Here is a 15589-nt window from a genome sequence, read left to right as displayed (position 1 = left end):
GGTTTCCATGTAATCTTACCGTTGATTAATTTAAATACCTTATTAATTCTAGTCAGGATTGGAAATATTAATGCTCATGATTTTGGCCTGAGTGCACGGTCACATTCCTAAGTTAAAGAAGGAAATGGATGTTCCAGTCAATGGTTTTATATGATTTATTCCGTTGATTTACTGCGCCACCAGGTAGCCAGAGAGGAACCGGTAATATTCATCATTGGACCAAAAATGGCCGGAGCAAGTCCAACAGTAGCAATTTTCCCCATTTGTATAGCTAGTCCAGATGCCAGTCCGCCGTTTTGCATCCCTACTTCTAGTGCTATAGTTCTGCAGTCTTTTTCCTTTAGACGTAATAATTTAGCAATGAAATACCCAAGCGAATATCCAAACATGTTCTGAATTAGACAGGCAATTATAAGTAATAGTCCCACTTCTAATAGGCTGTCTCTGCCGGCAGCAGTAATAACGGTTATAATAATTCCGATGGCTAGCATGGAAATAAAAGAAAGAATTTTTTCTAGCTTATCCTTTCTTCCGTTCGCAGTAAGTTTAAAGGCATATGCAGCAATTACTGGCAGTAGGCCAAAGATTAGCAAGTCCTTTATAATAGTTGATACTATCTGGGTTTGGGAAATGCCTTCAGAAGTTGACTGTAATAGGTTTTTTAGAAATATTATCGATACATAAGCCGCTATTTCAATAATAATTGATTTGCGACTTTTGTTCCCATTAAGAAATAGATTAAAAATAAGACCAGCGCAAATAGGTAGGATTACCATATTAAATATTCCAAGCATCATGTCCCAGAAATCAATTTCTATCAATTCTCCAGCAAAGGTTTGCATTAAAAGGGGTGTCATAATAGGGGAAAGTAGTGTTGCAAATGCTGTTAGGGTAACGGATAATGCTAAATTGGCTTTAGCAAGAAATGCCATCACATTTGAAGCCATTCCACTAGGGCATGATCCTACTAAAACAATTCCAGCTCCAATTTCAGGTGGAAAATTAAAAAGTTTAGCAACGGTAATACCGATAATGGGCATAATGGTAAATTGACAAATGACACCTGCAATCACTCCTTTGGGCATTTTTATAACGCCAACAAAATCATTTAAACTCATTTGAGATCCCATTCCAAACATGATTATTTGGAGTAAAGGCACAATTAGTAAACTAAATTTAAAGTTACCAATACCTAAAAAATATTCTGGAAAATACATAGATACGCAAACAGCAGAAAAAATTAACAGAGAATATGAAAAGCCTTTAAATAATGGAAACCACCTTACCGCAATGGAAAGAGAAACAAAACCAATAATTAGAAATAACCCAGTTAATGTACTTTGATCTGAATTATACATACCTAAAAAGGCAATAAAAGCCATTGCACTAAGGGTTAAAAATAGATAACCTGTGTTGTTCTTGGACGTCGTTTTATTCATGTTTATTTCGGACTAATTTATAAAATTATTATTATCAGAACTTGAGAATTAATTTTAGTTAACTTTCTTACGCATAAGTACTTGCTGTTCTAAAAGCAACAGCCGCATTGAATGTCAGGTTGACTGATACTAGTTAGAATATAAGTTTAAGGCAAGGTTTAGAACAGTTTGTATTCTGTAATCAGCCATGTTGTTTTTTAAAATTGAAAAGTTTAACTATCAAGGAAATACACTTTGTATAGTTGTTTTTTTTTTATGGATTTAAAAAGAGAAATTCAAGTCCATTAAATAAACCATTAAACTAAATACCAAATCTATAATCTAAAGAAATCATCAAGGATTGCTTTTCTTTAAGGAATCCATATTCTGCTTTTAGGCCCCATCGCTTATTAAATTGGAAATTTGCACCTAAAAGCATATTCCAATCGTACTGTAATTGCTTGTTAAATTTATAAAAAACATTACTGTCAACAGCTCCTCTAACCAAATCATAGGCACCCTGTCTAAGCTGTTGTTCAAATGGGGTTAAATCACTCCAGTATAAATCTCTACCTGTAATAGGTGATTGTTTTACAACAACTTCATCATTTAAGACCATATCCCAATGATTGTCTAAGTTTTCTTTATCCTCTTCAGTAATACCTAGGGCTTCATCAAAAGCAATGTTTCCAGAGGTTTGACTTGTGAGTTTCTGCGATTGGGCACCTGCCCAAAAGGCAAAATATTTATGAGGGGTCTTTGTTTTGATCTGCTTAATTACCCGAATACCGCCAACTTTAACAAGTACGGGTTTGTCTAATCGTTTATTTGTTGTCCAAGTCCAAGAGTAATCCCCAGCTATATTTACCGGTCCTAAGGGCACAATCCCTAATAAATTAACACCATAATATTGACCTTCAATGTCAGTGATGCTCTCTATTAGGTCACTGCCTACAATACTAAAACTAATCGTTTGTTCACCCCATACACGACCCAATATTCCAGAGACAGATAAAAATGGTAGAATCCAGGTATCAAATCTAACATTCAGGGTGTTGATGCGGCCTTCAGAAGGTCCAAAATCTAAGATGCCTTCAAGGTCAAAATAAGATAATTCTTTATCTGGAGTATCCGGATCTGCAATAGCCATTTCAAAATCCTTAAGTATTATACCCTGTTTGTTATATAGGGTTCCTAATAGGACACCATGAGGAAGTGGGAAGTTGTATCCCTTTTCATAAGCTTTCTTCCCTAGGATGGGAAGTTTGTATTTGTAAGGGCCTCTAGTGTTTGTGGTATCGGTTGTCTGAGCAAGACTAGAAAATGGTAAAGTAAATAAAAAGATAAGGAGTACGATTAATTTTAAGATATCATTCATATGTTCAAAAAACAACTTTTTAATAATACTATGTCATAAATATAAATTTTTTTATTGGAACATAATTAACGCGCTAAATTTTTGTGCATATGAAAAGATAAGTTTATTGGTTAGAGTATCAAGATTGATCATGTTTGATTTGATGTCTTGCTTTTAATAGGCCAGCTTGTGAACATCAGTAAATGCAAAAGGTGAGCCATTAAGACTCACCTTTCACAACTAAACTAAATTAAGGAACTAGTTTTAATTAAAAGTTTTAACAAATTTTTTGCCATGTGTATAACAAATGACCTTGTAGCTTCCTTTGTGTAATCCGGATAATTTAAAAGCTTTATGAATTGTTTGTTTATCCATAATTTTTTCCGTGTGCATCAATTTATAATTACTGTTATCAGTAAAGTAAATTTCTACAATTAGCGGTTCTTGATTTAAGGCTAGCATATTAACATATAGCATATCCTTTTCGGCTCTTAAATAAGGCTTGAAAACCGTGGTTTCAGCGGTTTTATTAAAGATAACCTCTGCTGACTTCACAGAAAATGGAATCGTTTTGATTTCAACATCTTTTTCAAGTTCAAATAAATATTGACCATCGGGAAGGGTTGTTAAATCAAATCCCTTAGTATAAATTCCTGATTTCTGTATCGACTCTTTAAATAGTACCACTCCGTTAATATCTTTAATAGATAATAGGTTTCCTTCTTTAACATTGTTTAAAGAAATAGAGGTTCTTTTAGCGTTGTTTTTAATAAAATAAAACGGCGCTTCATTGGCGAAACTTAACAAGGTAGCAAACATTGTTACCATTAAGAATCCTTTTTTGGTGTTTGTAATTACGTTTTTCATGATTTGGTATTTTATAACGTTCAACACTACAAATATATAATGGATGTTTTGTTAGTAAAACATTGATATTGATATATTTATATGGAATTTTACCCCTTAAGATGGAGCTGGTTTTGTCTTGAGTTAATATAGGATATAATGTGGTTAACGGAGTATATTGTTGTAGAAACACCGGATTTTTTTGAAGTCATTAGTTAGGATATTTTACGTATTATAAAAGTATCGCTGTAAGGGTGGTATTTAAAAAAAAGGGAGTCAATGACCGCTCAATTTGTATGCAACTAAATATAAAGTAATACATAAAATGGTAATGCAATATATAATAGCTTCGTTATTTGAATAAAGTTTGGCCGCCTTGCTTCTCTAATTTTTTTGTGTGCTTTCAAGCGAGAGAATTTTTGGTTTGATCAGAAGATTCTAATTTTCTCTGGTAATAGATGCTGAATAATCACCTTGTGATTTTTTGGTTAAGGGAGTTCGTTGTGCAGTAAACTAAATCTTTATTTTTACAGATGCTTTTTGGGAAGATATTATCTATTGGTAATCCTTACTAATAGATTAAGCATGTTCTGTTAAAAGAAAAGAAATATTTGAAATAAAATGGTTTTGAGAATGTTGTAAAAAATGAAAGTGGGCCACCACAGCCCACTTTACCAACTAAACTAAACTAAATAAGACATTAAACTAATTATTAATGAATGTTGTATACTCTTTGTTATTAGAGTTTATGACGATTTTGTAATTTCCTTTTTCTAATTTATAAGCACGTTCCAGAACTTGTTCATCTACAATTTTTTCAGTGTGTCTTAATTGTAAACCATTATTATGATCTGCATAAATACTAATGCTTACTGTTTCATTTTTAGGAGAAAACTTGGTGATATACACCATATCATTTTCTTTTCTTGTAAAAGGCTTAAAGAATTTAGCTTCTTTTTCTTTATTAAAAACAACCTTGCTACCTTCTACTGAAAAAGGAATAGTGTTATACTCTAGGTCTTTTTCAACTAAAAAGAAGTAGTTGCCATCAGGTAATGCTTCTAAATCAAATCCTTTTTTATAAGTTCCCGTAGTTTCTACTAATTCAGAATATAGAATTATTCCATTTTCGTCTTTTATAGAAATCTGATTACCTTTTTTCACGTCGTTTAAGATTAAAGCCGTTTTTTTAGATCCTTTATCTACTAAAATTTTTGCTTCATCTGCGAATCCCGAAACCGTAGCTAGTAGAGCTACCATTAGAATTCCTTTTGTTGTCTTTTTAAATACGTTTTTCATAATTTGTTGTTATTAACGTTCAACGGTACAAAGATATAGGGCTTCTAAGTCATGGAAAACATCAATTTTGGCTACTTTGTATGCTATTTTAACTGTTAAATGATTGTTAAGTATACGTGATGTTAAAATAGCATATAATAGGGGTAAAAAAATATATAATGTATGCATAATAAGTTTTAAATTTGCCAGAAAAGTGCGCTCATGATTAAAAAGAAACCTACTTTAGAAAAGCTTACTCCAAGTTTTGGTAGTTCATTACTTGTAAAGCAGCATGGAGAAAGCGTGGATAAAAATAACGCCTTTTGGCATTTTCATCCAGAACTTGAACTTGTTTATGTAAATAAAGGTCAAGGAAAGACACATATTGGAAATCACTTATCTTATTTTAATAATAGCCAATTAATATTAATTGGGTCTAATTTACCGCATAATGGTTTTTCGGATAGGCTTACAGCAAACGGCACAGAAACAATTATACAGTTTAAGGCAGATTTTTTGGGACAAGATTTTCTTAGTGTACCTGAGATGGCTAATATAGTAGCTCTATTTGAACGCGCTAAAAAAGGAATACGCTTTAAAATAGAAACTAAGAAGAAGATAGGACTTAAAATTGAAAAACTACTTGAACATAAAGGATTAAAACGTGTGCTTAAGTTTTTGGAAATTTTAAATCATTTGGCAAAGACAGATGATTATATATTGTTAAATGCTGATGGATTTGCCTTTGAAACAGAAGCTCAGGACAGTGCAAAAATTGGAACAATTTTTAAATATGTTCGAGAAAACTTTGAGCATCATATCCCTTTAGATGAAATTGCTGATAAAGTAAGTATGACGGTTCCTGCTTTTTGTAGATATTTTAAAAAATCAACGGGAAAAACATTTACACAGGTGGTTAATGAATATCGCGTAGTACATGCCACGAAGTTATTAACTGAAAGTGATATGAGTGTGACCGATGTTTGTTTTGAGTGCGGGTTTAACAATTTCTCGCACTTTAATAAGACTTTTAATGATATAACGGGCAAAACAGCATCTGGTTATCGTAAAGAAATAAAAATGATGATACAGTAATGTGTTATTATAAGTAATGACTCAATAAATGCAGTCCTTATTATATAGGGTGTTGCAAAATTGAAAGAGCCTGCTGTCTTTTTGGTATAAAAGGGCTGTTTTACAGGTTTTGCTATAGAATAAGGGATTTCAGTTTAGGATTAGAGCTTCCCATGCCACTCAGCATAAAATTGTTCTAGAAAGTTTAGCATATAGTTATGGCGTTCTAGGGCTATTTTTTTGGCGGTTGAGGTATTCATACGATCTTTTAGTAACAATAATTTTTCGTAGAAATGATTTATGGTAGGTGCCTTAGAATTTTTGTATTCTTCTTTACTCATATTAAGGTTGGGTTTTATATCAGGATTATAAAGCCCTCTGTTTTTGAACCCACCATAATTAAAACAACGTGCTATGCCTATGGCGCCAATAGCATCTAACCTATCTGCGTCTTGAATAACATCCAGTTCTGCCGATTTAAATTTTTGGGTTTCATTGCCTCCTTTAAAAGATATGTTTTCAATAATCTGAACAACATGTTCAATGACTTTAGAATCTACATTTAGTTTAAATAAAAACTCCCTAGCTTTTTTTGGACCTATAATTTCATCTCCATCATGAAATTTGCTGTCAGCAATATCATGCAATAGCGCACCTAACCCTATAATTAAGGGGTCTACAGTTTCATCTTTTGCAATAAGTAAAGCATTATTATAAACACGTAAGGTGTGAAACCAATCGTGGCCACCTTCAGCATCAGCTAAGGTTTCTTTTACAAATAGTTTTGTTTTATTGATGATGTTCTCAAATGTCATAGGCTTAGATTTCTTCTAGAATAGACTCGCCCTTAGAGAAGTCACCTGAAGTCCATTGCCAATGTTCATGAAGTCGTATTTTTCCTGAGGCCATAATTTCAGGTTTGGAATAACAAGTGCCAGTCCTTAATTCGTTGTTCTTATTTATTTGATGGTACCTCATGGTAATATGACCATTACTGTCAATAATACCAATAAGATGCCCAGAAAGGATTTGTTCTCCGCTATAATTACAGGTTAATATATTCCCTTCCTGCTGATACTTAAATATTATAGCTGTAGAAACTTCGCTATTATCTGAAGTAGATAATAGCCTAAATCGTTTATTAGTATAATGAATCAAATTATTTTATAGCCGGTTCTACCCATTTAAACTGAAATGAGTTTTCTGGAATTTTCATCCGTTCAGATAAGCGATACATTCGTGCAGGAAGTTTCATGAGGTAATCTCTGGCCTTTTCAGCTTCATCATTAAGCCCTGTGATTTTATCAATTTCCCAACGGTTAATTAATTTTTGTAAAATATCAACATAATCTGTTGAGGTATAAACCCCAATACGTTGTGCTGTGTTAGAAAACTCTTCAAAAGCGGTACCTATTTGATTGCCTGTTTCTCTTAAAAAGTGTGCTGGCATGGTGATTTTCTGTTTCATCATATAATGAAAAGCCATCATCATTTGACTAGGATCTACTTGAAAAATACGTTCCACAAACTCAGAATAAGCGTGGTGGTGACGCATCTCATCTCCTGCAATAATTTTACACATTTTAGACAAACGTTTGTTGCCAACATCTTTGGCGATTTTTGCTACACGATTATGAGATACATAGGTAGCTAACTCCTGAAAACTGGTGTATACAAAGTTTTTATACGGGTCTCTGTCTGTTCCAATATCAAAACCATCTGCAATTAAGTGCTGCGTAGTAATTTCAATTTCTTTCATGTTTACTCTACCAGAAAGGTAAAGGTATTTGTTAAGTACATCACCATGTCTGTTTTCTTCTGCAGTCCATTGACGTACCCATTTAGCCCAACCATTTTGGCCATGTACTTGGTCTACGCCTTCTACATCCATTAACCATGACTCATAAGTTGGTAAGGCTTCTTCTGTAATCATATCACCAACAAGAACAACCCAAAAATCATAAGGAAGCTCTTTGGCCAATTCTCTTATTTCTGTAACATCCTCAAAAAAGCTTGCCGTTGTACCTTCAGAATCTGGAAGAAAATCACTTGGTTGCCAGATGCTATCTATAGGTATTAAATATTTTTCCATTAATGCATCAACGTCTTTTTCCAAAAACTTCATGACTTCAAATCTCTTATTCTTCAATGACATCTTTATATGTATTAAGGTTTTATTTCTTCTGTAATAGTAGTTTCAATACTATTTATAAGTGCTTTCGTATCAACAAAGGTAGCTAATTCTAAAGGTTTATGCACAGTAAATTTTAGGTGATTGCCTAATCCTAAAGGGAATTTGCCATAGCGCATCATTTTCCATGAATTATTAATTGTCACCGGAACGACTAAAGCAGAAGGGATTTTTTTAAATAAAATTTCAAGACCTTTGGTTTGAAACCGTTTTGGTGTACCATCTTTACTTCTGGTGCCTTCTGGAAATATTACGGCTGCCCGGTTATTTTTTTCAATGTATTCTCCAAACGTCATAAGCGCAGGTAAGGATTGTCTTGGGTTTTTGCGGTCTATCAAAGCAGCCCCGCCATGGCGTAAGTTATAAGATACACTTGGGATGCCTTTTCCTAATTCTATTTTGCTAATAAATTTAGGATGGTAAGCTCTAAAGAACACCGATAAAGGCGAAATATCATACATGCTTTGATGATTAGCTACTATTATTAACGGCCTTCCTGTTTCAATATCATAAGGGTTTTCAAAAGTAAAACGTGTTCCTAAAATATGAAGGCAGCGCATTAAACAGATATTCATATAATCGGCGCTTTTTTTATGGGCTTTGTATCCAAAGACATTAAAACAAACCCATTGAATGGGATGAAATATGACCAAGGTTAAAAAAAACGCAATAGTATAAATGGGCGTTAGAATATAGGATGCAAATTTTAACATATGCCAAAATTAGTAAAAAACTTAGTTTTAATATATGGCAATGCAAATGTTATTTTCACATTTTAAACTTGCCGGAGGATTTGGAATTGCACAATCTGAAATAACACCCCACTTGGTGTTGAAGGTTTTCTCTTGTTCATTGTAATCAGCAACTAATGCCTCTAGGTATTGAGTGTCAGTAGATGTGGAATAGACTAAATATTCCCATGGTCCTCCACATGGTTTACTGCCAAAGCCTATATATTTACATGCTGTTGACTCATTACAAACAGACCTATTGGCTAAAGTTTCTATTTCTTTTTTTAATAGGAGTAATTCATTTTGCTCGTCTACTTGTGTAAAAGACGCTTGGTCTTCATCACATTGTGTTGCCATTAAACTTAGGCAAAGGATTATGATTATTGGTGAAAATGCTTTTTTCATTATTGAATACAACTTAAAAAAACGATTTAATATATCAAAAAAGCCACAATAAAAATTGTGACTTTAGCGTAATATTGAAATATCAAAAGCTTTTAGCAATTTGCGTTATAGGCATCAATTAAGTTTTCAGCAATCAATTCTGCAGGGCGTCCTTCAATATGATGACGCTCAAGCATATGAACTAATTCACCGTCTTTAAATAATGCCATGCTTGGTGAGCTAGGAGGAAATGGTACCATATAACCACGAGCAGCATCTACAGCTTCTCTGTCAACACCGGCAAAAACGGTTACTATATTATCAGGTTTTTTAGCGTTATCTAAACTCATTCTAGCTCCTGGGCGTGCATTTGCAGCTGCGCAACCACAAACAGAGTTTACTACTACTAAAGTAGTACCTGCTTTGGCTAAGGCTGCATCAACAGCTTCGGCAGTATGTAATTCTTCAAAACCAACTTTTGTTAAGTCTTCACGCATTGGTTTTACTAATTCTGCTGGATACATATTTTTAAATTTTAATAATTAACAATTTTTAAGACTGCAAAGATACCAATTGTGTAACAAAACCATGATGCAATCAACTAACAAATATTATATTTGACGATAAACAAAATTTATACTTATATGAGTCTTTCAAAATGGATTGGTGGCGCTTTAGGATGGTCTTTTGGAGGTCCTATTGGGGCAATAATAGGTGTTGCAATAGGGAGTCTTATTGACTCGATGTCAAATGGCACTGCCATTTTTGAAGGTGATGAACCATACAGGGGTGGGCGCACACGTCAAAAGCCACAAACCCAATCTGGTGATTTTGAGGTGAGTTTACTCATTTTGGCTTCTATAGTTATTAAAGCCGATGGCAAGCAAGACCAACGGGAATTAGATTATGTGCGTCAACAGTTTACAGGCATGTATGGTAAAGAGCGCGCTAATCATGCGTTTAAGCTTTTTAAGAATATTAACAAACAACAAATTTCTGTACGACCAGTATGCCTGCAGATTCGTCAGATGATGGATCATGCCTCACGTTTGCAATTGCTTCATTTCTTATTCGGAATTGCCAAATCTGACGGGGTTGTTACAGAGGATGAGGTCAAAGAAATTTATAGAATTTCGGGATATTTAGGAATTAATCATAGGGATTATGATAGTATAAAAGCCATGTTTTATAATAGTAGTGAAACGGCTTATAAAGTTTTGGAGGTAGATAAAAATGCATCTGTTGATGAAATAAAAAAGGCCTACCGAAAAATGGTAAAGAAATATCATCCAGATAAGTTAATCCATTTGGGAAAAGAACACCAAAAAGGAGCAGAGGAAAAGTTTAGACAAGTACAGGCTGCTTATGAGCAAATTCAAAAGGAACGTGGATTCTAAATTAAAGCGCTTAAATACTATTAAAGTGTGATGTTGTAGTGTCTATTTTGAATTAATCCAAAAGAATGAATTAGTCTAATGGCTAAAAACTATATTGGTTTCACCCTGGGTAACGGTTAGGTTTAACTTTCGCCCTAAAATCAAAGCTTTGTTTTCTTCTTCATGACCAGCCGGCATATTGAAAGCAATCGGAAAGTCGTAATCTGATAAAGCATCCAAAATAAGCTGTACTATAGAACTTCCCCAAAGGGTTGTGTTTTTTCTAAGATTGGTCATATCTCCCACAATAACGCCCTGGCAGGCATCAAAGTATCCTGCACGTTTCAGGCTTTGAAGCATACGGTCTATATGGTATTTGTATTCGCCAATATCTTCAATAAAAAGTATTTTTCCGTCTGTGTTAAGACTTGATTTTGAGCCAAGCATACTATAAAGTATAGATAAGTTTCCGCCTACCAATTGCCCTGTGGCTGTTCCCTCTTTATTATACTTTGAGCCGGCAAGCGTATAAGAAAGAGGCTTGCCAAAAACAGTGTTTTTAAAAGTAGAAATCGTAGTTTTAATTTGCGATAGATCTTTAGTTAAATTTACGCACATCATGGCGTGAAGGCTTTCAACGCCTTCATTATGAATTTGATTATGAATGCCCGTGATGTCCGAATATCCAATGACCCATTTTGGATTAGTTTTGAATTGCGTCCAATTTAATTTATCTAAAATCCTTACTGCGCCGTATCCGCCTCGTGCACACCAAATAGCCTTAATGCTCGGGTCGTCGAGTGTTTTTTGAAAATCTTCACAGCGTTCGTCATCTGTTCCTGCAAAGTGATTACCTTGACTAAACACATGTTTGCCAACAATAGGGTGTAATCCCCAGCTTTTTAATAGCGCTTTAGCTTGGTTTATCTCACCTTGCTTACTTTTTAATATGCCTGAGGGCGCAACTATAGCAACAGTATCGCCGGCTTTTAAATATGGTGGTTGTTTCAAAATATTAGGAGTTTGGACTTTAGTCATGTTTTGTGCGTCATGCTTATTTATTATAAAGCATAATAACAGGCAAAACAATCCGGTTTTTCGTAGGGTTTTCCACATATTGTAAATGTACATTTTTTTTCTAAATGCCTGCTGAATTGATTACTTTTGTGGCGCGTTAAAAAATGAGTATTTCAGATAGCTTTTAAGCATATGTTTCTGAGGTTTTGTTTTTGAAAGCGTTATGATATAAAGAGACCATAATTTAGATTTTAAAATGAGCAAGCCAAAAAGATATACCATCACAACTGCATTACCCTACACTAACGGACCTATTCATATTGGGCATTTGGCTGGGGTGTATGTGCCAGCAGATATTTACGTGCGTTATTTGAGATTAACCGGAAATGATGTGGCATTCATAGGAGGTAGTGATGAGCATGGTGTGCCAATTACCATAAAAGCTAAAAATGAAGGGGTGTCTCCTCAAGATATAGTAGATAAATACCATGCTATTATAAAACAATCATTTGTAGATTTTGGCATCACCTATGATAATTATTCTAGAACAACAGCACCTATTCATCATGAAACCGCTTCAGAGTTTTTCACAACCTTATATAATAAAGGCGAGTTTATTGAAGAGTCCACGGAGCAATTGTATGATGCTGAAGCCAATCAGTTTTTAGCTGATCGATTTGTTGTGGGGACTTGCCCTAAATGTGGCAACGAAGAAAGTTATGGCGACCAATGTGAAAACTGTGGCACAAGTCATAATGCAACCGACTTGATAAATCCAAAATCTGCATTAACGGGGAATGTGCCTACTTTAAAGCAAACCAAACACTGGTTTTTGCCTTTAGATAAGCATGAAGCCTTCTTGAAAGAATGGATATTAGAAGGCCATAAAAAAGATTGGAAACCTAATGTATATGGGCAGGTAAAATCATGGATTGATGACGGATTACGTCCAAGAGCCGTAACTCGAGATCTAGATTGGGGTATTCCAGTGCCGGCAGAAGGCGGGGAAGGCAAAGTGCTTTATGTGTGGTTTGACGCTCCAATTGGATATATATCGTCAACCAAAGAATGGGCTGCACGAGAAGGAAAAGATTGGGAGCCGTATTGGAAAGATAAAGACACCAAATTGGTGCATTTTATAGGAAAAGATAATATTGTATTTCACTGTATTATTTTTCCATCCATGTTAAAAGCTGAAGGATCTTATATTTTGCCTGAGAATGTGCCAGCCAATGAGTTTTTAAATTTAGAAGGAAATAAATTATCAACGTCTAAAAATTGGGCCGTTTGGTTACCAGAGTATCTAAAAGATTTCCCTGGTCAGCAAGATGTTTTACGCTATGTCTTAACAGCAAATGCACCAGAAACTAAGGATAATGATTTTACCTGGAAGGATTTTCAGGCTAGAAATAATAATGAGTTGGTGGCTATATTCGGAAACTTCATTAATCGCGTTGTCGTACTAACCAATAAATATTATGAAGGCCTTGTGCCTAATCCAGGAGCATTTTCTCAAGAGGATTTAGATGCTTTAGCAGCCGTGAAGGCCTATCCAGATGTTATAGCGAGTTCGATAGAACGTTATAGATTTAGGGAGGCAAGCCAAGAGCTTATGAATTTAGCGCGCTTAGGAAATAAGTATCTGGCAGATGCAGAACCTTGGAAGGTCATTAAAGTAGATGCAGAACGTACAAAAACAATTATGTATGTGGCACTTCAAATAGCATCTGCTTTAGCCACCTTAAGTGAGCCATTTTTACCATTTACATCAGAAAAACTTAAAGGTATACTAGCATACACTAAAAATAGCTGGAATGATGTTTCAGAAAAAGAAGTTTTGTTACCAGCTGGGCATGAAATAGGAAAAGCAGAGTTGTTGTTTTCTAAAATTGAAGATACTACAATTCAAGCACAATTAGATAAATTGGAAGCTAGTAAAAAAGCTAATGAAGCAGCCAATAAGGTTGTAGAGCCTCAAAAAGACACCATTACTTTTGAGGATTTTACCAAGTTAGATATACGTGTTGGAACCATTCTTGAAGCGGAAAAAATGCCTAAAGCCAAAAAGCTGTTAGTTCTAAAGGTGGATACGGGAATTGACGTGCGGACTATTGTATCTGGCATTGCTGAAAGTTTTAAAGCTGAAGATATTATTGGTAAACGCGTTACTGTTCTAGTAAACTTAGCACCAAGAGCCTTAAGAGGTGTTGAAAGCGAAGGCATGATTTTAATGACTGAAAGTGCTGATGGTAAATTGGTGTTTGTGAATCCTGATACAGCAGATGTTGCTAATGGACTGCAGATAAGTTAGGCTGAAGCTAGATGAAATATTTCATAGCCCTAACTTTATTGTTCTTCACTAGTTTTGTTATGAGTCAAGAAGTTGTTCTTGATTTTAAATGTGACCAAGAATCAAGACAGATTAGAAAACAAACTTTTTCTATCTCAAATAGCTTGAATAATTATTTAGGAATTTTTGTAAAAGAAAAGAAAAAGGTTCAGGCTTATTTATTTGATGAACATTTTAATAATATTTCACAGTTTGATTTTGTGTATTTAAAAAAAAGCAAGTATGCTATTCCTTTAGGGACTTCGGTTTTAGGTAATAACTATAGCTTATTTTATTCAGACAAAAACTATCGCAATTTTTGTGTTTACACGGTTAATTTTAATTTAAAGACAACCAGTCTAAAAGAATTTGATATTAAGCTTAGCGATGAACGGTATCTTAAAACTATTAGTCATGAAAACAAAGTATATGTCTTAACAACGAGTTTTGATAATGACATAATTATACGAGAGTTAAATGATAATTATGAATTGGAACTTATAAAAATTCATGGCCTAGAATTACATAAAAAGCAAAGACTTAATAATTCAAAATCCCTTTTAATGTCAACCAGCTTATTTTCTAATAAAAAGTCTAATGTTTTGGAAATTGACAATAGTATTCCTAATGCTCTTGAGCAAGTGTCTCAAGATAATAAAATATACAAACAAGGCGATAAGTTGTATTTAACCTTTGATAACAGAACGGCGGCAACCTTAATGTACATTATTGATTTGACTGATTTTAGTATTCAAAGAAAAGAGTTTAGTTATCCCAGTGGTAAATTGGATGATTTTCAGAGGATGAATTCTTATGTTATAAATGACAAATTACTTCAAATAGCAAGCTCAAGAAAAGAAATGAAACTGGTAGCCAAGACCTTTGAGGATAGCATTTTGAAATCTTTCTATTTTCATAAAGAAGAGCCAATACAAATTAAAAACTCCAAAATTGTTCAAGAAGGCCAAACGGCTGTTCCTTTCGTTACAACAAGGGAGTTTGATGAAACTTCAAAATTTCTCCGAAAAGTGTCTTCTGGAAAGTTAGGTATAAGTGGATACAAGAAAGGGGGTAATTACTATATGACCATCGGAGGTTTTAAAGAGGTTAAAAGAGGTGCGCCTATGATGGGGGGCTCAATACCTTCGTATTCTGTTCAGAATAACACTATAAATATTGTTCAGCAAAATATTAATCCTGTGTATTCTGGGTATAGTTCATATACGATTACAAAGTCTACTTATTTTAATACAACATTAGATTTGGATTTTAATTATGTAAAGAGCAAAGTAGAACTTAACATATTCCAAAAAATTAAGAATTATAGTGATAGCCTAAAGTATGCTTCTAACGAAGATGTGTTTTATCATAATAAAAATCTTTATTTCAGCTATTTCAACTTGCAAGAGGGTAGATATAAATTGGTAAAATTCTAGTTTTTCATAAACCGTCCACACAAGCTGCCCTGCCCACCAAGAAAATAAGATGAAACCAAAATCGTATAGTAATTGATACGATTATCTGAGTAATTTTGAACGATTAATTCTGAAGCAGAATACTCGAATTACAGATGTGTAAATAGTGTTAC

Annotated in this window: 15 protein-coding genes; 4 read left to right on the top strand and 11 right to left on the bottom strand. The window is 34.0% G+C overall.

Going from position 1 to position 15589, the window contains the following annotated elements; genetic code table 11:
* Positions 1-155: 155 nt before the first annotated feature.
* The 4 genes from IE051_RS05755 to IE051_RS05740 form a co-directional block, all read right to left on the bottom strand.
* Positions 156-1439 (bottom strand): bile acid:sodium symporter family protein, encoded by a 1284-nt coding sequence (locus tag IE051_RS05755; RefSeq protein WP_229796739.1) that lies wholly within the window; start codon positions 1437-1439, stop codon positions 156-158.
* 301 nt (positions 1440-1740) lie between these two features.
* A complete protein-coding gene (locus IE051_RS05750) occupies positions 1741-2796 on the bottom strand; it encodes a hypothetical protein (protein ID WP_189359817.1) in 1056 nt (351 codons plus the stop codon).
* A 243-nt stretch (positions 2797-3039) separates the two neighbouring features.
* Positions 3040-3642: a hypothetical protein gene (locus tag IE051_RS05745; protein WP_189359816.1), complete on the bottom strand. Its 603-nt coding sequence runs from the start codon at positions 3640-3642 to the stop codon at positions 3040-3042.
* Between the two features lie 684 nt (positions 3643-4326).
* Entirely contained in the window at positions 4327-4920 is a 594-nt protein-coding gene (locus tag IE051_RS05740) for a hypothetical protein (RefSeq protein ID WP_189359815.1), read from the bottom strand.
* Between the two features lie 201 nt (positions 4921-5121).
* Here IE051_RS05740 and IE051_RS05735 point away from each other — a divergent pair, with 201 nt between their 5' ends.
* Complete coding sequence (locus tag IE051_RS05735) at positions 5122-5994, top strand: AraC family transcriptional regulator (protein WP_189359814.1); 873 nt, start codon at positions 5122-5124, stop codon at positions 5992-5994.
* A 140-nt stretch (positions 5995-6134) separates the two neighbouring features.
* Here IE051_RS05735 and IE051_RS05730 read toward each other — a convergent pair whose 3' ends face one another.
* The 6 genes from IE051_RS05730 to IE051_RS05705 form a co-directional block, all read right to left on the bottom strand.
* The gene (locus IE051_RS05730) at positions 6135-6788 is read right to left on the bottom strand and encodes an HD domain-containing protein (protein WP_189359813.1); all 654 of its coding nucleotides are present in this window, start codon (positions 6786-6788) and stop codon (positions 6135-6137) included.
* Between the two features lie 4 nt (positions 6789-6792).
* Positions 6793-7131: an avidin-fold protein gene (locus IE051_RS05725; RefSeq protein ID WP_229796738.1), complete on the bottom strand. Its 339-nt coding sequence runs from the start codon at positions 7129-7131 to the stop codon at positions 6793-6795.
* Position 7132: 1 nt separating this feature from the next.
* The gene (locus IE051_RS05720) at positions 7133-8128 is read right to left on the bottom strand and encodes an acyl-ACP desaturase (RefSeq protein WP_189359812.1); all 996 of its coding nucleotides are present in this window, start codon (positions 8126-8128) and stop codon (positions 7133-7135) included.
* An 11-nt stretch (positions 8129-8139) separates the two neighbouring features.
* Positions 8140-8877, bottom strand: a complete 738-nt coding sequence (locus IE051_RS05715; protein ID WP_189359811.1) for a lysophospholipid acyltransferase family protein — start codon at positions 8875-8877, stop codon at positions 8140-8142.
* 27 nt (positions 8878-8904) lie between these two features.
* Positions 8905-9300 carry a hypothetical protein gene (locus tag IE051_RS05710; RefSeq protein WP_189359810.1) on the bottom strand — a complete coding sequence of 132 codons (396 nt, stop codon included), beginning with the start codon at positions 9298-9300 and terminating at the stop codon, positions 8905-8907.
* Between the two features lie 92 nt (positions 9301-9392).
* Complete coding sequence (locus IE051_RS05705; RefSeq protein ID WP_189359809.1) at positions 9393-9803, bottom strand: BrxA/BrxB family bacilliredoxin; 411 nt, start codon at positions 9801-9803, stop codon at positions 9393-9395.
* Positions 9804-9923: 120 nt separating this feature from the next.
* On the opposite strand from IE051_RS05705, the gene IE051_RS05700 reads away from it, so the two are divergent.
* A complete protein-coding gene (locus tag IE051_RS05700) occupies positions 9924-10676 on the top strand; it encodes a TerB family tellurite resistance protein (RefSeq protein ID WP_189359808.1) in 753 nt (250 codons plus the stop codon).
* Positions 10677-10751: 75 nt separating this feature from the next.
* On the opposite strand, the gene IE051_RS05695 is transcribed toward IE051_RS05700, so the two are convergent.
* Positions 10752-11693, bottom strand: coding sequence for a S66 peptidase family protein (locus IE051_RS05695; protein WP_229796737.1), 942 nt, complete (start codon positions 11691-11693; stop codon positions 10752-10754).
* A gap of 235 nt (positions 11694-11928) precedes the next feature.
* Between IE051_RS05695 and metG the strand changes: the two genes are divergently transcribed.
* Positions 11929-13983 carry a methionine--tRNA ligase gene (gene metG, locus IE051_RS05690; RefSeq protein ID WP_189359807.1) on the top strand — a complete coding sequence of 685 codons (2055 nt, stop codon included), beginning with the start codon at positions 11929-11931 and terminating at the stop codon, positions 13981-13983.
* An 11-nt stretch (positions 13984-13994) separates the two neighbouring features.
* Positions 13995-15437 (top strand): hypothetical protein, encoded by a 1443-nt coding sequence (locus IE051_RS05685; protein WP_189359806.1) that lies wholly within the window; start codon positions 13995-13997, stop codon positions 15435-15437.
* Positions 15438-15589 lie beyond the last annotated feature (152 nt).

It is taken from the genome of Algibacter mikhailovii (assembly GCF_014651495.1).
GTDB classification, from domain to species: Bacteria; Bacteroidota; Bacteroidia; order Flavobacteriales; family Flavobacteriaceae; genus Algibacter_E; species Algibacter_E mikhailovii.
This window is presented reverse-complemented; position numbering and strand designations above follow the sequence as displayed.